This is a genomic window from Mesorhizobium sp. M0119, assembly GCF_040322615.1.
Lineage (GTDB): Bacteria > Pseudomonadota > Alphaproteobacteria > Rhizobiales > Rhizobiaceae > Mesorhizobium.
The window spans coordinates 65,951-86,146 of the sequence record NZ_JAMYTU010000003.1; the positions used below are offsets into that span (position 1 = coordinate 65,951).

The 20,196-nt window shown below is 62.9% G+C and carries 13 protein-coding genes; 5 read left to right on the forward strand and 8 right to left on the reverse strand.

Annotation, left to right across the window (positions count from 1 at the left end):
* The first annotated feature begins 65 nt into the window (after positions 1–65).
* Both NKJ40_RS04005 and pdeM read left to right on the forward strand, forming a co-directional pair.
* Positions 66–2,588 carry a ligase-associated DNA damage response DEXH box helicase gene (locus NKJ40_RS04005; protein WP_352464871.1) on the forward strand — a complete coding sequence of 841 codons (2,523 nt, stop codon included), beginning with the start codon at positions 66–68 and terminating at the stop codon, positions 2,586–2,588.
* Complete coding sequence (pdeM, locus tag NKJ40_RS04010; RefSeq protein ID WP_352464872.1) at positions 2,585–3,301, forward strand: ligase-associated DNA damage response endonuclease PdeM; 717 nt, start codon at positions 2,585–2,587, stop codon at positions 3,299–3,301. Before NKJ40_RS04005 ends, pdeM begins: the two co-directional genes overlap by 4 nt.
* A gap of 104 nt (positions 3,302–3,405) precedes the next feature.
* On the opposite strand, the gene NKJ40_RS04015 is transcribed toward pdeM, so the two are convergent.
* The 4 genes from NKJ40_RS04015 to NKJ40_RS04030 form a co-directional block, all read right to left on the reverse strand.
* Complete coding sequence (locus tag NKJ40_RS04015; RefSeq protein ID WP_352464873.1) at positions 3,406–4,098, reverse strand: tetratricopeptide repeat protein; 693 nt, start codon at positions 4,096–4,098, stop codon at positions 3,406–3,408.
* 117 nt (positions 4,099–4,215) lie between these two features.
* A complete protein-coding gene (locus NKJ40_RS04020; protein ID WP_352464874.1) occupies positions 4,216–5,151 on the reverse strand; it encodes a dimethyl sulfoxide reductase anchor subunit family protein in 936 nt (311 codons plus the stop codon).
* Between the two features lie 11 nt (positions 5,152–5,162).
* Positions 5,163–5,897, reverse strand: a complete 735-nt coding sequence (locus tag NKJ40_RS04025; protein WP_352464875.1) for a 4Fe-4S dicluster domain-containing protein — start codon at positions 5,895–5,897, stop codon at positions 5,163–5,165.
* The gene (locus NKJ40_RS04030; protein WP_352464876.1) at positions 5,894–8,821 is read right to left on the reverse strand and encodes a molybdopterin oxidoreductase family protein; all 2,928 of its coding nucleotides are present in this window, start codon (positions 8,819–8,821) and stop codon (positions 5,894–5,896) included. Before NKJ40_RS04030 ends, NKJ40_RS04025 begins: the two co-directional genes overlap by 4 nt.
* A gap of 280 nt (positions 8,822–9,101) precedes the next feature.
* On the opposite strand from NKJ40_RS04030, the gene NKJ40_RS04035 reads away from it, so the two are divergent.
* The gene (locus NKJ40_RS04035) at positions 9,102–10,004 is read left to right on the forward strand and encodes a LysR substrate-binding domain-containing protein (protein ID WP_352464877.1); all 903 of its coding nucleotides are present in this window, start codon (positions 9,102–9,104) and stop codon (positions 10,002–10,004) included.
* 5 nt (positions 10,005–10,009) lie between these two features.
* On the opposite strand, the gene NKJ40_RS04040 is transcribed toward NKJ40_RS04035, so the two are convergent.
* The 4 genes from NKJ40_RS04040 to NKJ40_RS04055 form a co-directional block, all read right to left on the reverse strand.
* On the reverse strand, positions 10,010–11,266 hold the full coding sequence (locus NKJ40_RS04040) for an Hsp70 family protein (protein ID WP_352464878.1): 1,257 nt from the start codon (positions 11,264–11,266) through the stop codon (positions 10,010–10,012).
* 108 nt (positions 11,267–11,374) lie between these two features.
* Positions 11,375–12,166 (reverse strand): TIGR02186 family protein, encoded by a 792-nt coding sequence (locus tag NKJ40_RS04045; protein ID WP_352464879.1) that lies wholly within the window; start codon positions 12,164–12,166, stop codon positions 11,375–11,377.
* Positions 12,166–13,089 carry a sulfite exporter TauE/SafE family protein gene (locus tag NKJ40_RS04050; RefSeq protein WP_023676949.1) on the reverse strand — a complete coding sequence of 308 codons (924 nt, stop codon included), beginning with the start codon at positions 13,087–13,089 and terminating at the stop codon, positions 12,166–12,168. Before NKJ40_RS04050 ends, NKJ40_RS04045 begins: the two co-directional genes overlap by 1 nt.
* A gap of 191 nt (positions 13,090–13,280) precedes the next feature.
* Positions 13,281–17,138 (reverse strand): peptidoglycan-binding protein, encoded by a 3,858-nt coding sequence (locus NKJ40_RS04055; RefSeq protein WP_352464880.1) that lies wholly within the window; start codon positions 17,136–17,138, stop codon positions 13,281–13,283.
* A gap of 550 nt (positions 17,139–17,688) precedes the next feature.
* On the opposite strand from NKJ40_RS04055, the gene NKJ40_RS04060 reads away from it, so the two are divergent.
* Together NKJ40_RS04060 and NKJ40_RS04065 are read left to right on the forward strand one after the other, a co-directional pair.
* Positions 17,689–18,150 (forward strand): MerR family transcriptional regulator, encoded by a 462-nt coding sequence (locus tag NKJ40_RS04060; RefSeq protein ID WP_352465091.1) that lies wholly within the window; start codon positions 17,689–17,691, stop codon positions 18,148–18,150.
* 237 nt (positions 18,151–18,387) lie between these two features.
* A complete protein-coding gene (locus NKJ40_RS04065; RefSeq protein ID WP_352464881.1) occupies positions 18,388–20,184 on the forward strand; it encodes an acyl-CoA dehydrogenase in 1,797 nt (598 codons plus the stop codon).
* Positions 20,185–20,196: the final 12 nt, after the last annotated feature.

Consider the following 20,196-nt stretch of genomic DNA (forward strand, 5'->3'; position numbering starts at 1 on the left):
GAAATCGATCACCTTTTGTTCTGATTCTGCTTGGCGATTGCGCGTCGCCGCGCTACCTCTGGCGCGTGACAGAGCAGCCGCGCCTTGCCGAACAGAATGCCGCTATCGTCCTGCCCGAGCCATTCGTCAAATGGTTTGCGGAAAAGGGCTGGTCGCCGCGCGCCCACCAGATCGATTTGCTGGCCAAGGCCCAAGGCGGGCAGTCGGTATTGCTGATCGCCCCGACCGGCGCCGGCAAGACGCTGGCCGGGTTCTTGCCATCGCTGACCGAACTGGCTGGCCGGCCGAGGAGAAGGCCGGGACAGGCGCATCGAGGCATCCACACACTCTACATCTCGCCGCTGAAGGCGCTGGCCGTCGACATCGAGCGCAATCTCGGCAAACCCGTCGCAGAGATCGGGCTGCCCGTCACCGTCGAGACGCGCACTGGCGACACGCCCGCACACAAGCGCCAGCGGCAGAAGCTGGCGCCGCCCGACATTCTCCTGACCACGCCCGAGCAATTGGCGCTGCTGATTGCCGCGCCCGATGCCAGGCGCTTCTTCGAGGACCTGCGCTATGTCGTGCTCGACGAATTGCATTCGCTGGTGACCTCGAAGCGCGGGCATCTCCTGTCGCTCGGGCTGGCCCGGCTGCGCTCGTTTGTGCCCGCCCTACAGACGATAGGCTTGTCGGCGACGGTCGCCGAGCCCGACGATTTGCGGCGCTGGTTGGTCAACCAGAACCCGCCAGGATACATGGCCGAACTGATCGTCGTCACTGGCGGCGCCAAGCCCGAGATCTCCATTCTCGATTCGGAGGAGCGCGTGCCGTGGGCGGGACATTCGGCCCGCTACGCAACGCCGGAGATCTACGACGAGATCAAGCGCCACAAGACAACCCTGCTGTTCGTCAACACGCGCAGCCAGGCGGAGCTGCTGTTCCAGGAGTTGTGGCGGGTCAACGAGGACACCTTGACTATCGCGCTGCATCACGGCTCGCTCGATGTCGCCCAGCGCCGGCGCGTGGAGAAAGCGATGGGCGAAAACGCCCTGCGCGCCATCGTCGCCACATCGACGCTCGACCTCGGCATCGACTGGGGCGACGTCGACCTGGTCGTCCATGTCGGCGCGCCGAAAGGTGCCAGCCGGCTGGCGCAGCGCATCGGCCGCGCCAACCACCGTATGGACGAGCCGTCCAAGGCGATCCTGATCCCGGCCAACCGCTTCGAGGTGCTGGAATGCAGGGCGGCGCTCGATGCCAATTATCTCGGCGCCCAGGACACCCCGCCGTTGGTCAATGGCGGTCTCGACGTGCTGGCGCAGCACGTGCTGGGCTGTGCCTGCGGTGCGCCATTCCATGCCGATGCGCTGTTCGAGGAAGTGCGGACGGCTGCACCCTATGCCGATCTCGACCGGCCGACATTCGATCGCGTCGTCGATTTCGTCGCCACCGGCGGCTATGCGCTGAAGAACTACGAACGCTACGCCCGTATTCGTCTCAACAAGGACGGGCTGTGGCGGGTCTCAAATCCTCGCGTCGCCCAGCAATACCGGCTCAACGTCGGCACCATCATCGAAGTGCCGGCGCTCAACGTCCGCTACGTGCAGGCCGGCAGCAGAGGCGCGGCTTCGCGTGGCGGCCGGGTTCTGGGCAAGATCGAGGAGGCCTTCCTCGAGACGCTGACTCACGGCGATACCTTCATGTTCGCCGGCAAGGTGCTGCGTTTCGAAGGCATCCGCGAGAATGAGTGCTTCGTCTCGAACGCGCCCGGCAGCGACGCCAAGGTACCGTATTACGGTGGTGGCAAATTCCCGCTTTCGACGTACCTAGCCGAACAGGTCCGCGCCATGCTGGACGATCCGCAGCGCTGGAAGAAGCTGCCGGAGCAGGTCGCCGACTGGCTACGCTTCCAGGCCGACAAGTCGGTGCTGCCGAAACGCGACGATCTGCTGATCGAGACCTTTCCGCGAGGCAATCGCTACTACCTTGTGGCCTATCCGTTCGAGGGCAGGCTGGCGCACCAGACGCTCGGCATGCTGCTCACCCGCCGCCTCGACAGGGCGGGAGCCAAGCCGCTCGGCTTCGTCGCCACCGACTATGCGCTTGCCATATGGTCGCTGGCCGATATGGGCCACATGTTCAGGGCGAAGAAACCGTCGCTGGCTGCGCTATTCGATCAGGACATGCTGGGCGACGACCTCGAAGCCTGGCTCGCCGGCAGTTGGCTGTTGAAGCGCACCTTTCGCAATTGCGCGCTGATCTCGGGATTGATCGAGAAACGCCACCCGGGCCAGGAGAAGAGCGGCCGCCAGGTAACCGTGTCGACTGATCTCATCTACGACGTACTGCGCAGCCACGAGCCCGACCATATCCTTTTGCAGGCGACACGTGCCGATGCCGCGACCGGTCTGCTGGATGTCAGCAGACTTGCCGAGATGCTCTCGCGCGTCCAAGGTCGAATCATGCATAAGAACCTCGAGCAGATATCGCCGCTCGCCGTGCCGATCATGCTCGAGATCGGCAAAATGCCGGTGCACGGCGAGGCCGATGACACGCTGCTGATGGATGCAGCCACGCTAGTCGAGGAGGCCATGGGGACGAAATGACTGTCGCGCGCGCCACGGCTGCGCCTCTGGCGGATGCGGGCGCTGTCCGTATCGCCGGCGAACGCGCGATCTGCGACCGTCGCGGCGTGCTCTATTTTCCCGAATTTCGGCTTCTAACGGTGTCCGACCTGCATCTGGAAAAAGGCTCATCACTGGCCAGGCGCGGCACGCTGGTTCCACCTTACGACACCGGCGCGACGTTGCTCCGGCTGCAGGCGGTGATCGCCGATTATCAGCCCGCGATCGTCATCAGCCTGGGCGACAGTTTTCACGATGGCGGCGGCGCAGCGCGTATGCACGCGAGCTTTCGCGAAAGGCTGGAAGGGCTGATGGTCGGGCGCGACTGGTTCTGGGTCGCCGGCAATCATGATCCTGAAGCGCCGGCCGATCTGCCCGGCGAGACCGTGCGCGAGCTGGCCATAGGCTCTCTACTCTTCCGGCACGAGCCTTCGGCGGTGAGAGTGGAAGGCGAGATATCAGGTCACCTGCATCCTTGTGCCCGCATCGTGCAGCAAGGCCGCTCCGTGCGGCGGCGCTGCTTTGCCGGCGATGGCGGCCGTATGATCATGCCGGCGTTCGGCGCCTACACCGGTTCGCTCAACCTGCTTGACCGCGCCTATGCCGGGCTGTTTCGCCGCGAAACGCTGATGGCCTATATGCTTGGCACAGAGCGCATTTTCGCGATTTCCCACGCGATGCTCAGGCCGGGCTGAGGTCGTCGTCAGGTCTTGGGTGAAGACTCAAGTTTTCTTAAGCGCCGCTTGAATACGAGCAAGCACTTCTTCCGCGCCGTGGTATTCTTGGGCTGCCGAGCGTTTTAGCCATTGGATGGCAAGGTCAGCATTTTCGTCAACCCAACGCCTTTTAAATACATCAATCCCAAGTTGAACTGTGCCTTGCCGTCATTCAGTTGTGCGGCCTTTTCGTACCAATAAAAGGCTAGCTTGGGGTTTTTATCTACAGCCTCACCGGTCAGGTAAGAAGCTGCCAAATTGATCTGTGCGTCAACGTTACCTTGCTCTGCGGCTCTGGTCCACCAACGGATCGCATCCGCGCCACTTTTGGGCACTCCCTTCCCAGAGAAATACACATATCCAAGATATTGCTGAGCTTCAGACAAACCCTGGATCGCCGCCCTGCGCCATAGCTCTGCCGCTTTGGAATCGTCTCGCTGAACGCCCTCACCCCAGGAGTACAAAAGTCCAAGGTTCAACTCGGCCACTGCCATGTCTTGATCCGCTGCCTTATCCCACCATTCGGCCGCTTTGGAATAATCCAGAGGCACACCAAGTCCCCTGGAATACAAAAATCCGACATTAAATTGCGCAGTAACATCGCCCTTTTGGGCGAGGGCCGTCCATTCTTTGTAGGCTTCTGGATAGTTTTTCGCTTCAAAGGCTGCTTCGGCTTCGAGCGCGCCTGCCATTAAATCGTGGGGTGGAAGGAAAAATATACACGGAAGGAAAAATCGCCATGCGACATAAGTCGGAAGGTAGGCGGTGAGCTTCATCGCTTTAATCTACAGATAACTAGCTGGAATTCCAAGGAAATATCGAGTTCACTGCGTACAATAATTTTGGATTCTACTCCTGTCGAGTACATTGATCGAAGTCATTTTTAGGTGCCTCTAGCGTCCGTAATAGAGCGTGATCGTGTGCTTCGCTTCGGCGAAGAACAGCCAACGCTCGACCAGCATGCCTGCGAGTTGGACGATTGCTGCGAGTATCGACAGTGCTGCCGCAAAGGGCCACGGCAAGGCGAACGCCGCGACCAGCAGCAACGCAGGCAAAGCAAAGGCCAGCACCTGTGTGGTCTGGCGAAGTTTAGCGCTGTGCTTGCGTGCGATGCGAAAGCCCATTTCCTTGAGCAGATAGTTTTCCTCGGTATGCGGCCATTCCAGCGATCGCACCGTGCCGCCGGCGAGCCCGGTTGCGGTGTTGGCATTGGTCGGCGTCTCCAGCCTGTCATTGTATCGCCAGGTCGCCAGCTTCAAACCCCAGCCGAGCACGGTCAGCAACAGGGCAGCCGTCATAAGCGTATTCGAACCGACGGCAAAACCCTGCAGCACCGCATTGAGCAGCACGCAGCCGGTCATCGCCGAAAAGATCAGATAGCCGGGCAGGGTGAAGCGGCTGTGCCATTGGGCGATCGGCTTCAACGACGCGTAGATCATGCCGGTGGTGCAAACGGTGGCGACCGCGCCGATGGCAGCGAGCAGCCCGGCGACAGCCACCCAGCCGCTCGTTCGGCCGAGGACCACCCAGCCAATACCGAACAGTCCCGCCGGCACGAAGGTGGCGACCGAGGCAATGCCTTCGCGCGACAGCCATGAGCTTCGCCATTGCGAGAAGGCACGCCAGGCGCGTTCGGGCCGGCCGAGATGGCCGGCCGACGACAGCAGGCCTGCCGAGATCAGGCCAAGCGCCAGCCCCATGCCGGTAAGGCCAAGCCAGAAATCGGGCGGGATAAAGCCCTGTCCGGCGAGGACGCCAATCAGCGCGAGCAGGCCGTAACCGGCGCCCGTGGCGGTGGTGAAAAAGACGACGGAGAATGCTGGATGCATGAAGGCACGGGTCAGTTCGAAAGCATGCGGTCGACCCAGCCGAGGAAGCCGCCTTCGGCCCGCACCGCTTCAAGCGCCGGCGCCGGCACCGATGCGGCGCGGGTGGTGTGGGCACGTGGCGGCAGATATTTGTTGGTCGGCTTATAGCCCATTTCCGGCATCAGATCGACACCGCCGCGCTCGGCCACCAGTTGCGAGATAGCCGATGCCGGATCGCCCAGATCGCCGAAATGCCGCGCGCTGGTCGGACAGGCGGCAACGCAGGCAGGCACGCGATCTTCTTCAGCCAGATTGTCGTTGTAGATGCGGTCGACGCACAACGTGCATTTCTTCATCACGCCAACATCGGTGTCGAATTCGCGCGCACCGTAGGGACAGGCCCAGCTGCACAGTTTGCAGCCGATGCACTTGTCCTCGTCGACCAGCACGATGCCATCCGACGCCCGTTTGTAGGAGGCGCCGGTCGGGCAGACCGTGACGCACGCCGGTGTCTCGCAGTGCAGGCAGGAGCGTGGGAAATTGACCGTGCGCCCACCCATCTCCGTCATGTGCTCATAACTGTGCACGCGGTTGAACCAGACACCGTCGACATTGCCGCCATAGGGGTCGATGTCGGTTAGCGGCGCCATATGGCCGCCGGTGTTCCATTCTTTGCACGCGGTAACGCAGGCCTGGCAGCCGACGCAGGTGTCGAGATCGATGACAAGGCCGAGCTTCTTGTCGGTATTGGCGGGAAGGCAAGTCATTCGGCAGCCTCTCTCTCCCGGCGGAATTCCGCGCCGAAACTGAGTTTGTCGGGCGAGGGCTGGAAGCCCGGCGGCTGCCGGAACCGCTCGAACTGCGGTTCGGTGAAGCCAGCTTCCTCGGCCGTGCATTTGACGATGCGCACGCGCAGGTCGAACCACGCCGCCTGGCCGGTCACCGGGTCGGAATTCGAATAGCGTTTGCCGCTGGCATCGGCAGAGGTCTGGTCGCCGATGATGTGGTTGAGCAGGAAGCCGCGATTGGATTCGGCCGCGTCGTCCTTGAGCCCCCAGCTGCCGCGCCGTTTGCCGATCGCGTTCCAGGTCCACACCGTATCGGCGTTGACGCCGTCGATCAGGCTGATCTGCCCCTTGACCTTGCCGTTGATGCTCTCGATCCAAACCCAATCGTCATCGACAAGCCCGAGGCCGGCTGCGGTCCGGTGATGCACGAACAGCCTGTTCTGGCTGGTGATCTGTCTTAGCCAGGCATTCTGCCCGCCCCAGGAGTGGTACATGTGCATCGGCCGCTGCGTCAGCGCGTGGAGCGGATAGGCTTGGCCATCGACCGCAGCCTCTTCGAAGGGCGCGTACCAGAACGGCAGCGGGTCCATATAGGTCTCGACCCGGCTGCGCTCCGCCTCCGGCAGCACCCGGCCATGGCCGCGCGCCGCGAGGCGGAAGCGCTGCATCGGCTCGGAATAGAGTTGGAACACGATAGGCTCGGCCTTCGGGATGAAGCCCATGCTCTTGGCGAATTCGAGATACGAGCGGTTGGCCATTTTGTAGTAGCGCTGATCGGCGTCGAAATCCTGGTGCCAGAAGCCGCCATTATCAATGTAGCGCTGCAATTGGTCGGGATTGACCTCGCCCTTGCCGACCGAGGCCCCGTCCTTTCCGCGCCAGCCGGCGAGCGGGCCGACACCTGGCGTGCGCTCGTGATTGACGATGTAGTCGGCATAGTCACGGTATTTGGCGGAACCATCGTCCTCGACGAAGCCGGGCAGGCTGAGCCGCGCGCCGAGTTCGATCAGCACCGTCTGGAACGGCCTGACGTCGCGGTCCGGCTCGACGACGGGATGGCGGATGGCGTCGCCCGGCCCGTCGGCGTGGCTGATCGGCCGGTCGAGCAGGCTGATACAGTCATGACGCTCGAGATAGGTCGTATCCGGCAGCACCAGATCGGCGAACGGCACGGTCTCGGAATAATAAGCGTCGGAATAGATGATGAACGGGATCTTGTACTCACCCGATGCATCCACATCGGTCAGCATCGCCATCGTCTCGACCGTGTTCATCGACGAGTTCCAGGCCATGTTCGACATGTACATGAATAGTGTGTCGATCGTGTAGGGATCGCCGGCCCAGGCGTTGCGGATGACCGTGTGCATGAGGCCGTGTGCTGCAAGCGGCGCATCCCAGGAGTAGGCCTTGTCGATCCGAATGGGCTTGCCGGCTTCATCGATCAGCAGGTCCTCCGGTCCGCAGACGAAGCCGAGCGGCATGCCGTCCAGCGGCGTCATTGGCTTCACAGTCTTGCCGGCTGGCTTGGGACCCGGCGGCGCGGACCGCGGATAGGGAGGCTTGAAGCGGAAGCCGCCCGGCACGTCCACCGTGCCGAGAAGCACCTGAAGCAGATGAATGGCGCGGCAAGTGTGAAATCCGTTCGAATGAGCCGAGATGCCGCGCATTGCATGCATCGACACCGGGCGGCCCTTGATGGTCTCGTGCCGGCGGCCCGCCCAGTCCGTCCAGGCCACCGGCAATTCGATTTGCTGTTCGAAGGCGACATGAGCGAGTTCTGCGGCAATGCGTCGGATGGTGTCGGCGGAGATGCCGCACCGGTCAGCGACGGCGTCCGGTGAATAGCTCTCGTCCAGATAGCGGTCGGCGACGAGTTGGAAGACCGGCACGCCGCGGCGGCCGTCAACTAGAACGCTGCCGGTCAATGCCGGTTTCGCATCGGCATTGCTGGCATCGACAGGCATCTTCGCCACCCTGTCCCAAGCCAGTGGATTGCCGCCATCATCGCGCATGAACAGCCCGTCGTCGGCCGCACCAGGCTCCTGAATGACGAGAAGATGGGCGTTGGTGTAGCGCAAGAGGTAGTCGAGATCGACGCGCCCTGCCTTCAGCAATTCGTGGATGAGAGCAAATACGAACAGGCCGTCGGTGCCAGGCCGGATGCCGATCCAGTCGTCGGCAATTGCATTATAGCCGGTGCGGCAGGGGTTGATCGAGACCACCTTGGCGCCGCGCGCCTTGAGCTTGCCGAGGCCGATCTTGATCGGATTGGAATCATGGTCCTCGGCAACCCCGAACAGCATGAAATACTTGGTGTTGTCCCAGTCGGGCTCGCCGAACTCCCAGAACGAGCCGCCAATCGTGTAGAGGCCGCCGGCCGCCATATTGACCGAGCAGAAGCCGCCATGAGCGGCAAAGTTCGGCGTGCCGAACTGGCTCGCCCACCAGCCGGTCAGCGATTGCGACTGGTCGCGCCCGGTGAAGAAGGCGAGTTTCTTCGGATCGGTTCGGCGGATATTCGAAAGCCGCTTCGTCGCGATCGACAAAGCTTCCTCCCACTCGATCTCGCGGAACTCACCCGAGCCGCGCGGGCCGGTGCGTAGCAGCGGCTTCTTCAGCCGGGCCGGGCTGTAATGCTGCATGATGCCGGCGCTGCCCTTGCCGCACAGCACGCCGCGGTTGACCGGGTGGTCCTTGTTGCCGTTGATGTAGCGGACCTTGCCGTCCTTGATATGGACGTCGATGCCGCAGCGGCAGGCGCACATATAGCAAGTGGTCTTGGCGACGCTGTCGGAGACATCGGGCGAAGTATCGACGCCGTCGCCTTCAGCGGGCGCGTGCGTATCGGCAAGCGGCCGTTGGGATGGTGCTGAGTTGGCGCCGCGCAGCGGTTCGTTGGTCATGATCCGGCGATGTTTTTGCGTTCCGCGGCCTTGGCTCTCGTCTTCGGGCCTGGGCCGCGCATATAATGCTGTTCCGGCCGATAGCGTTCACCGACCAGCCGCCACCGCAGGCTGCGGCTCCAGTGCGCAAACACGGATTTGAACAGTCTCACCAATTTCTAGCCTCGACTGTTCTGGCGCGACTTTTTTCCAATTTCGGGCCAAAATTTAGAACAAGGCAATCGATCCGTCTAACAACTTGTTCTTGTAATTCCAATCGGATTTGCTTCTTAATGCTGGCATGACTCTGGACCAATTGCGGATCTTCGTCGCCGTCGCCGAACGGGCGCACATGACCAAAGCGGCCGAGTTGGTGGGCATCTCACAGTCGGCGGCATCCGCCGCGATCCGCTCGCTCGAGCAGCAGCACGGCGTGCAGTTGTTCAACCGAGTGGGCCGCAATATCGAGCTCGCCGAGACCGGGCGCCGGTTCCTGCCGGAGGCCAAGGCGGTTCTCGAGCGGGCTGCGGCCGCCCACAATGTGCTGGAGCATGTCTCGCAGACGATATCAGGCAGTCTCTCGATCGCTGCCAGCCAGACCATCGCCAGCTATTGGCTGCCGCGCCGGCTCGCCTCTTTCCACGAAGCCTATCCTGCCGTCAGGCTGAGCGTGAGCATTGGCAACACCAGGCAGGTCGAGACCAATGTACTTGATGGCGCAGCCGATTTTGGCCTGGTAGAGGGGCGCACCGAATCCGACATTTTGCGGCGTGCCAAGGTCGATATCGATCGCATGATGCTGGTCGTGGCGCGCTCGCACCCTGAGATCGCGGAAGTTTCGCCTGGACATCCCGACCTTGGCGGGCTTCGCTGGATCATTCGCGAAGGCGGGTCGGGCACGCGCGAGGCGCTGGAGGACCTCGCCCGACGCGACGGGATTTCGTTCGCGGATCTGCAGATATTCCTGGTGTTGCCGAGCAATGAGGCTATTCGCCAGGCAGTCGAGGCCGGCGCCGGCGCCACCATCATTTCGGAACTCGTCGTCGCGCGCGCGGTCGCCGAAGGCAGTCTGCGTTCCGTGCCGATCGATCTTCCGAAGCGCGAATTTGCCATGATCACGCATCGCGACCGGCAGCCAAGCCTGGCCCAGATGGCGCTCAAGGCGCATCTCGGCGGCAAAGCTGAGAGAGCCGCGCCGCTTTAAGCCGATCAGGCGAACTTCCGCTGCGCGTCGAGCGCCAGCCCAAGCCCGACCGAGCCGAACACATCGCCTTCGATTACCGACGCCTGCGGCACCAGAGCCAGGATCTGCTGCCTGGCCAGCGGGATCGCGGTCGATCCGCCGGTCAGGAACACCGCCGTGATATCGGAGGGCTTCACCTGCGCGTCGCGGACGGTCTGCTCGACCGTACCTGCAACGCGCTCAATATCCCGAGCGATAGTGGCTTCGAGACCCGCGCGCGTGATCTCTGCCATGAACCTCACCTCCGGTAGCGCGACCTCGATACCGGCCGACGATCGGTCCGTCAGCTCGATCTTGGCCTTTTCGACCAGCGCCGCCAGCGCGTGGCCGTAACGATGCTCGACGATGTGGATGAAGCGGTCGACCAGGTCTGCGCGCTCTGCCTCGTAGCGGATCTGGCGAAGATGCGTCATCGCCCTTGCGGTATAGACCAGGTTGATGCGCTGCCATGTCGCCAGGTCGATGAAGTAGCTCGCCGGCAGATTGCGCTTGCCGTCCTTGGTTGGCGTCAGATAGCCGAGCTGCGGCATCACATGGGCGATGCTCAGCAGCCGGTCGAAGTCGGTGCCGCCGATGTGGATGCCGCGACTGGCCAGAATATCGTTCTTGCGGTCGAGCGAGCGGGCGCGCTCAGGCGAGACCCGCACGATCGAGAAGTCGGACGTGCCGCCGCCCATGTCGACGATCAACGCCAGTTCCTCGCGCGTCACTTTCTGCTCGTAATCGAGTGCCGCCGCGATCGGCTCGAATTGGAAGGCGATGTGCTTGAAGCCTTGGGCGCGAGCGGCATTTTCGAGTTCGTGTTCAGCCTCGGCGTCGGCCCCGGCGTCGTCGTCTACGAACTGTACCGGCCGTCCGAGCACGACGCTTTCGACTGTGTCGAGGGCGTTTTTTTCGAGCTTCTTTTTCAGGTGGCCGACAAATAGGCCGACAATTTCCATGAAGCCGATCGAGCGCGCCTTGATGCGCGTCTTTTCGTGAGCGAGCGAGCTGCCGAGCACGCTCTTCAGCGAGCGCATCAGGCGGCCCTCGATACTGTCCGTATAGTTGGCGATGGCGCGTCGCCCGAAATAGGTGCGGTTGTCCTCGAAATTGAAAAACACCGCACTGGGCAGCGTGACCTGGCCGTCTTCCAACTCCACCAGCCGCGGCTGTCCGTTCCTGACCACGCTCACGGTGGAATTTGAAGTGCCGAAGTCGATCCCGGCAAATGCTGGTCGCATCGTGCGTTCCTGTATTTCTGATTTGGGGAGCAGCAGCTCGTGTCCGGTCGGGCCGGGGGTCGCGGTCTAGCCCATACCCTCGGAAAGGGAAACCACTTTTACGAGAGTTCAGTCTTTCCTGAAGACCAGTCTTCCGAGCCAGCCTGTCAGCATGGCCAGCGATACGGCAAAGACACCGTAGAGGAAGGAGTAGTCGTGGGCGACGCGGAAGATCGACTGTTCGAAACCGGACTTGCGGATTTCGAGCTGGGCGGAGCTTTCCTTGATGAACAGGCCGCTCTTGAACAGGAAGGCGCGGGCCTTGTGGGTGCCGACCGGAACGTTGGGAGCGAGCCTGACGGTGGCGCGGAACAGGTTCTGCGACAGGAACTGCACACCGCCGACATTCTCGCTGTAGAGGCCTGTCGCCGCCTTGCGCTCGCGCAGCGCGGCGGTGAACTCCTCGATTGTCGCCGGGCTGTCCTCGGCGTCGGCCGGCTGCAAATAGAGGTTGGAGGCGCCAAGCGACAGCTGCTTGTAGCTGTTCGGATCGGTGACGTCCTGCAGCGGCCGCGTCGTCGCCACCGAATAGGAGACAGGTACGTTTTTGAAGGTCTCCGACTCCAGATTGACCCAGACGCCGAGCACCCGGTCCTTGCGGCGCACGACGACCGGTCGGGCCGGGCCTTCCAGCACGACGATCACGTCGTAGCGCCCTTGCCGCGCGACAAGCGGATCCGCATTTTCCAGCGAGCCGAAGATGGTCAGGTCGGCGCCGGAAAAGCCGGCGGTAATCGAGACATTGTCGGTGGAAAGGCCGATCTGGATGTTTTCGGTTAATGGCGTCTGCGCCTTCGCCGGTGGCGCAATGGCCAGCAGCGACAGCAAGGCGGCGGCCGCGAGCGTCCTCAAGCCAGCCATCAGCTCAGGCCCACGCCGGACAGCGAATAGAGATTGGGCGGCGTGACGAAAAGATCGATGGCAAGCCGGATGGCTACCGCCAGCACCAGCAGCGCCAGCAGCGCCCTGAGTTGCTCGCCCCGCAGCCTCTGACCAGCCTTGGCGCCATATTGCGCGCCGGCGACGCCGCCTGCCATCAACAGGAAGGCGAGCATGACGTCGACCGTCTGATTGGTGGTGGCGTGGACCAGCGTGGTGTAGGCCGAGGTGAAGATGATCTGAAACAGCGAGGTGCCGATGACGACGTTGGTCGGCACTTTCAAAAGGTAGATCAGGGCCGGCACCATGATGAAGCCGCCGCCGACGCCCATGATCGAGGACAGGAAGCCGATCGCCGCGCCTAGCCCAAGCACCGGAATGACGCTGACGAAGAGCTTCGAGGCCCTGAACCGCATCTTTAGCGGCAAACGGTGGATCCAATTGTGCTGGCCGGATTTCTTCAATACCGGTGCGGCGCCGCTGCGAGTGGCGCGCAGTGCATTGACACTCTCGACCAGCATCAGTCCGCCGACGGTGCCGAGCAGCACGACGTAGAGCAGCGAGATGAACAGGTCGAGCTGGCCGAGCCGGCGCAGGAGCGCAAAGACATAGATACCACCGGTCGAGCCGACGATGCCGCCGGCTAAAAGCACGCCGCCGAGCTTGAAGTCGAGCGTGCCGCGCTTCATGTGCGACAGGGCGCCGGAGAAGGAGGAAGCGATGACCTGGTTGGCGCCGGTGGCGACCGCGATTGCCGGCGGTATGTTGTAGAAGATCAGCAGCGGCGTAATGAGAAAGCCGCCGCCCACGCCGAACATGCCCGACAGGAAACCTACCGCCGCACCCATGGCCAGCAGTACGAAGATGTTGACGGAAATTTCCGCGATCGGGAGATAGATGCCCACCCGTCAGTCTCGATCAGTTTGCCTCCTGGCGAATGCAACCGTTGCGGGCATCTTGCGCCAAAAGACTATTTCGTTCTTGCGCCGGCCGGGCGGTCAAGTCAAACTTCGCCGCGCCGCCGAAACAAAAAACAACTCAATCAGTTAACAGGCAAATCTGTGGCAAGGGCGTCGCGGAAACGACGCATCTGCCGTTATTTACGCGCGAGTAGCGCCTTGACCAGCTTTTCGTCGATCGCGCCGGTTGCCTTCATATCGTTGTCGGCCTGGAAGGCCATGATCGCGTTCTTGGTTTTCTGGCCCATCATGCCGTCGGGATTGCCGGCCTCGTAGCCGTTCTTGTTGAGAATGCGCTGGATGTTCTGGACCGCTTTCTTCATATCGATGCCGGCCGTTGTCTGCGGAGTGCCGTCCTGCCACGATTCAGGAATGTCGGCCGAATTGGCGGCTGGATCGAGCGGCTTGGCCTTCCACAGTTCAGCCGCGGCCCGCGCACGCTCCAGCTGCTCGGGCCTCAGCGCCTTGGCGATCTCGTCGCGCTTGGCCGCCGCATCCTTGTCGCCGGTCTTGGCGACGAGCGCGAACCATTTATAGCTCTCCTCGAGGTTCTGCTTCATGCCGACGCCCTTCGCCGCGAGGATGCCGAGATTGAACTGGCTGTCCTTGACACCGAGATCCGCCGCCGCCTGGAACCAGCGCGCTGCCGATTCATTGTCGGTCACGCCATCCGCCGCCATCGCAAACAGCACGGCCAGATTGTGCATGGCGCTGGCATTGCCCTGCTCTGCGGCAAGCTGGTACCAGGTCTTCGCTTTCTTGACGTCACGTGCGACGCCAATGCCCTTCTCGTAGAAATTGCCGATGCGGTATTCTGCCGGTGCGAAACCGAGTTCAGCAGCTTTCTCATACCATTTGGCCGCCGCCGCCATGTCTTCCTTGACGCCGCGCGACTCGGCGTAGCGCGAGCCGATCTCGAACAACGCCTTGACGTCGCCGTCGGCCGCTGCATCGCGCAGGGCGACCGGACCGGCATCGGCCGGAACGTCGATCTTGGCGCCTGCTGCCGCGGCAGCATCCGCCGGCGGCACCGTGCCGGTCGTGTCCTGCGTCGCGGCGGTGGTGGTAGCAGGCGCGGCAGCCATTGGCTCAGCGTCGCTGGCCGTCGCCGCTGACGGCGCGGGCACTGCGGCCGTGGTGTCTGGCGCCGCCAGGTCAGCGGATGCCGCGGCAGCCGAGGGCGCCGTCGATGCCTCGGTTGCCGCTGTGGCGGGGCCGGTTTGCGCCGCCGTGTCGTCCTTGGTCATCGATGCGGATGGCTCTGCCTGCCTGACGGTGGGCGACGGCGCACTCTCCTGTGTTGTCGTCTGCGCGTCCGCCTTCGGCTCGCTGGCAACGCTGGCCAATGCGGTTTCCACCGGCTGTACGGCCACGGCCGGTGCCGCCTCATTGTTGGCGACTTCGACCGGGTCGGAGAAGAAGGCTTTGCCCAGTTGCAGGCCGGCAAGCGCCAGCATGATGGCGATTGCCCCCATCAGGATCGGCTTGCGCCGCGCCTTGAGCAGGTCGCCGATCCTGAGCGCCTTGACCGGGCCTTTCATCGTCGACTGGCGCTTGAGGGCGTCCGCCTCGGCAGCCGCCGCCTGCGCAGCCCGTCTGGCTGCCGCGATGAAGTCCGACTTCGCCGCTTCGGCGCCTTCCCGGGCCGGCTGCCCGCGCTCGTCGCGCACGCGCTTCATGATGGCGCTGAGGTCGGGTGCACCGGAGCCGGGTTCCAGTGGCCGGTTGGCGAGCTTGGGGTCGAGGGGCTCGTCGAGATCGACGCTCGGTATCTCGGCGCTCGGCGCCGAGCCTGCAAGCGGCGGCATCTCGGCGTCCTTCTTGCCCTTCAAGGCGCGCGCCAGCCCGCCTAACATCGATTTCCTGCCGCCGCCTTGCTCGGTTTTTTCACGCGTCGTGTCTGAACCGAGAGCCGCCAGGGCGGCTGCGGCGGCGGCCTCGGCCGGCGTACGCGGACCTGGTTCGTCTCGCACGAGCGCCGCGGCGCGACCGTCGAGATCGGCCATGCTGCCCGTCAACGGCAGCGGCTGGTCGAGGTCCATCGACGGTGCGTCCTGCACCGAGATCTTGGATGCCCGGCCGAAGCGCTTGCTCAACTCCGCGCTTGCCGGTTCGCCGGTCTCCAGTGAACCAAGCCTGTCAACGATCTTGAGCAGCGTATCGTGGATAGCCTCGAACGTCCTCGAATTGCGCTCGTCCGAACGGCGCGTCAGTGCCTCAAGCGTCTTCAGGTCCTGGGCGAGGCCGGTAACGGCCGCCGTGTTCGCGCTTGATCCGGCCAGCGAGCGGACGGCGCTCTCAGCCGCCTCGCGCGCCGCGCCGAGGATGGAATCGCGGGTTCCGGCCAGCGACTTCTCGATGTCGTTGAGACGCGGGCTGATGTCGTCGAATTCCGGCAGCGGCGTGCCGGGCTGGGAAAGATGCGCCGTCAGGCCGGCGACCTGCGCTTCAAGGCTGCGGATCAACGCCGGGTCGATGCTTGCGACCTGTGCCGCGGACGAATCCAGCCGGCTTGAGATGTCTTCGAGCCGGCTCTCCAGGCCACGGATCGCCGCCTCGTTGGCAGGATCCGGAACGCGCGTCTCCATCCGCTTGGCCAGCGCGGTGAAGCGGGCGTCGATGGCATCCATGATGCCGGCGCTGTCGACCTGCGGCATGCGCTGGTCGAGCCTGTCGGCGACCTCGTCCAACCGGCGCTCAAGGTCGCGAAACAGCATGTTGCCTTGTTCGATGGCGTCGCCCTGGCGACGTTCCATCATGCTGGACAGCACGTCGAAGCGCTGCTCGAGCCCCTGGAAGATGTAGTCCGCGTCGGGCATGGCAGGTGCGTGGTCGATCTTGTCGGCAATAAGCGCGACTTGCCTGGCAAGGCGCTCCATCGCCTGTTCCGGCAGATTGGCTCGGCCGGCCAGCTCATCCACGCGGCTCGACAATGTGTTGAGACGGTCGATGACCTCCCGACCCGGACGATCCTGCGACACTTCTTCGATTTGCTGGGCCAGTGAATCGATCCGCTTCTCGATGCGTTCGAAGGGCTCGGGGTCGAACGAATTGGCTTGCGCGGCAACCGTCGAGGCGACGATCGCGCGGGAAATCTCGTCGAGCCGCTCGTCGATCTGACGGAATGTGTCGCCGCCGCGATTGTCCTGCTGGCGGGCGAAATGGTCGACCGCTCCGGCAAGCGTCCGGACCTTTTCCTCGAGCGAGCGCAGCGACAGCGATTCCGGCAGATTGCTGACGGCATTGCTGATCTGTTCGAGCCGCTCCGTCAGCGCCGACAGGCCGGGTGCATCGGAACGCTTGCGCTGATCGGCCTCGACGCGGTCCTCGAAGGCGTTCCAGCGGCGGTCGAAATCGTCCCAGCGGCGTCCGACCGCCTGCACGCTCTCCTCGCGCGCCAGCGTATCGAGCGCGGCCTTGACCTGCTCAAGCTCGAGCCGCAGCATATTGACGCTTCTGTCGTCGCTTTTTTCGGCCAGTGTCTGGATGGCGCCGGAAAGCCGCTCGAATTCGACGCCGAGTTCGGCGCTGCCTTTGCCGCCGCCATTTGACTGGAAGGCTCGCTCGACATTCTTGCGCAGTACCTCGAACTCGCGTTGCAGGCCGGAGGTCATCTGCTGGCGCAACTCTTCGCGCAGGCCGCGCAATTCCCCGGCGATCTTGCCGGCTAGGGCGACGCCGTCCTCCTGCCCGCGCACCCGGTCTATATCGCGGGCGATCGCCTGGTAATTCTGGTCGAAAGCCGCTGCTGGACCTTTCGGCCGCTGCGCGCGTGGGTCCTCATACCGGCGCTGCTGGCCATAGGGTTGGGCGCTGGGATAGCGCGGTTCTGCCCCTGGTCGGCGCGGATCTGGGTGGCTTGCCGTCTCCTCGCGCGTCCGCTCCAGCCGCTGCTCCAGCGTTTCCAGGGAGCGGTTGAGCTCTTCAAGCGTCGTGTGCGGCCGGCGTTGCCTGCCGGCGTTGAGTGTATCGAGGTAGGACCGCTTGCTGTTCATCAATGCGCCCGTTCCAGAATTGCTGGCTTTCACCAGGTTCCCAAAGTCCTGCCGGGACGAAGGCGACTGCTTGGCTTGTTGCAGTGGAAGACGAGCTTCCCGGGTCTCATCCGCGCTCCGAAAACCGTGAAAAATTCAATACAGGATAGACACGGGTAACCGACATGCGCACATTTCGCCCCAACGTGGTAAACAACGCGTTAACCAAGCTTAAGAAGTTGCAACTTTGTCGGCTTGCTGCCGAGGGCGCCGGGTGTCCCTTTGGACGCACAAAGGACGCTGTAGAATTTTGATCTGCCGCAGGGTTCTTTCCGAAGTCGACCGCGATTTTTGGGTTTATCCGCTGGTGCTGCGGCATAAAGTTGCAAGACCAGAACGCTCTTGCGTGGTGAGGCGGCTATCGATATAGAATTGACGTAAACGTAAATGAGCGGATTACGCCGTTTGCGATTTGTTTGTTGAAACCACGAGTGGAAGCACGCCCCCGCTTTCACTCAGGCGACGCAAGGTCCGCGACCGCGACGCCACCAGACGGGGAAAGCCAGTGACCATGAAACTTATTTCGCCCGGCCAAGCCGCGGCCAACACCAACGATATGTCGAGCGAAGCCGGTGAAGAGCTTGTCCGCATCGGCGAAATGGCCAAGAAATACGGAGTGACGTTGCGTACGCTGCGTTTCTATGAGGACAAGGGTCTACTCAACCCGCAGCGTGACGGATCGACCCGTCTCTATACGCGCCGCGACAGGGCCCGGTTGAAGCTGATCCTGCTTGGCCGCAAGCTCGGGTTCTCGCTGCGCGACGTCAAGCAGATGATGGACCTCTACGATCCGAACGGCTCCAACACCAAGCAGTTGCGGCTGGCGCTCGACAAGTCGGAGAAGCAGCTTGCCCGTCTGCAGAAGCAGCGGGCGCTGATCGACGATGCCATCAGCGAACTGAGTGCTTCGATGTCGACCGTCCGGAAAATGCTGATCGAGCGCTCGGCGCCGCAGGCCAGCGTGGCGAGCTAAACTAACCTGTCGATTTCCGACGAATGAGAACCGCGTGGCTTTCGCTGCGCGGTTCTTCGTCGTTTGCCGTCCTTCGTCGTTTGCCGTCTTGGCGCGCGGCAGAAAATTTGCCGCACCGCAGAATTGACGTTTACGCAAACGTCAATATTTGTTATCTCGACCGTAACGTTGGTCCGCCTGCCATCCTCATATGCTGGGGCTGATTTCGGGGCCAAGACCGCATGGTGGAGGAAACGCATGCCGATCTACAGAGCGCCGGTCCGGGACACGCTGTTCGTGCTGAACGAAGTGTTGGGATATCAGCGTTATTCCAATCTTCCCGGATTTTCCGACGCGACGCCGGATGTGCTCGAGGCCATCCTTGCCGAGGGTGCGAAGCTCGCCGAAAACGTGATGCAGCCGCTGAACCGTGTCGGCGACGTGGAAGGCTGCATGCGCCATGACGACGGTTCGGTAACGACGCCGAAAGGCTTCAAGGAAGCCTTCGACCAGTATCGCGAAGGCGGCTGGATGGGGCTCGCCGCACCTGTCGAGTTTGGCGGGCAAGGCTTGCCCTACGCGGTGCACACTGCGGTTGCCGAATATATGGTGTCGGCCAATATGTCGCTGATGATGTATGCCGGCCTGACGCAGGGCGCGATCGCTGCGATCATCACCCATGGCACCAAAGAGCAGAAGGCAACATGGTTGCCGAAGCTGGTCGAGGGCGCCTGGACCGGCACCATGAACCTGACCGAGCCGCACTGCGGAACCGATCTTGGCCTGCTGCGCACCAAGGCCGTCCCAAATGGCGACGGCACCTACAGGATCTCCGGCCAGAAGATATTCATCTCGGCCGGCGAGCATGACATGTCGGACAATATCGTCCACCTTGTGCTGGCCCGTATCGAGGGCGCGCCGGATGGCGTGAAGGGCATCTCGCTGTTCATCGTGCCGAAGCTCAAGCTCGATGCCTCAGGCAATCCGTGCGAGAAGAACACCGTCTCCTGTGGCTCGATCGAGGAGAAGATGGGTATCCATGGCAACTCGACCTGCGTCATGAATTACGACGACGCTGAAGGCACGCTGCTCGGCGAGGCCAATGGCGGGCTGAAAGCAATGTTCACCATGATGAATGAGGCGCGGCTTGGCGTCGGCCTGCAGGGGCTCTCGCTATCGGAGGTCGCCTATCAGAATGCGGTTTCCTACGCCAAGGATCGTCTGCAGGGCCGCTCGCTGTCAGGGCCGAAGGCGCCGGACAGGAAGGCCGATCCGATCATCGTCCATCCGGACATCCGCCGCAGCCTGATGACCATGAAGGCTTTCAACGAGGCCGGCCGCGCGCTGGCGCTGTGGACGGCGATCAAGTCCGACATCGCTCACCGCTCCGATGACGACAAGGATCGGCAGGCCGCCGACGACTACACCGGCCTGATGACGCCGGTGGTCAAGGGCGTGCTCACCGACAAGGGTTTCGATCATGCGGTAATGGCGCAGCAGGTCTTCGGCGGCCACGGCTATATAGAAGAGCACGGCATGAGCCAGTTCGTCCGCGATGCGCGCATCGCCATGGTCTATGAGGGTGCCAACGGCATCCAGGCGCTCGACCTCGTCGGCCGCAAGCTGGCCTTGAATGGCGGTCGCGCGGTGCAGGCCTTCTTTAGGGAAGTCGGCGAGTTCTGCGAGGAAAACCGCACCGACGAGAAGATTGCGCCCTTCACCAAGGCGCTGAAGAAGGGCCTCAACGATCTGCAGGCGGCGACGATGTGGCTGGTGCAGAACGGCATGGCCAAGCCCGACAATGCCGGTGCCGCCTCGACCGACTACATGCATCTCTTCGGCCTGGTAGCGCTGGGCTATATGTGGGCCCGGATGGCCAAGGTGGCCGCAGTGAAATTGGCGAATGGCGCCGACGGCGCTTCGTCTTTCTACGACAACAAGCTGGTGACGGCGCGCTTCTTCATCGAGCGGATCATGCCGGAGACGTCGGCGCATCTTGCCCGCATCTCCAGCGGTGCCGATACATTGATGGCACTGCCGGCGGAAGCGTTCTAGGTTCCCCTCCTC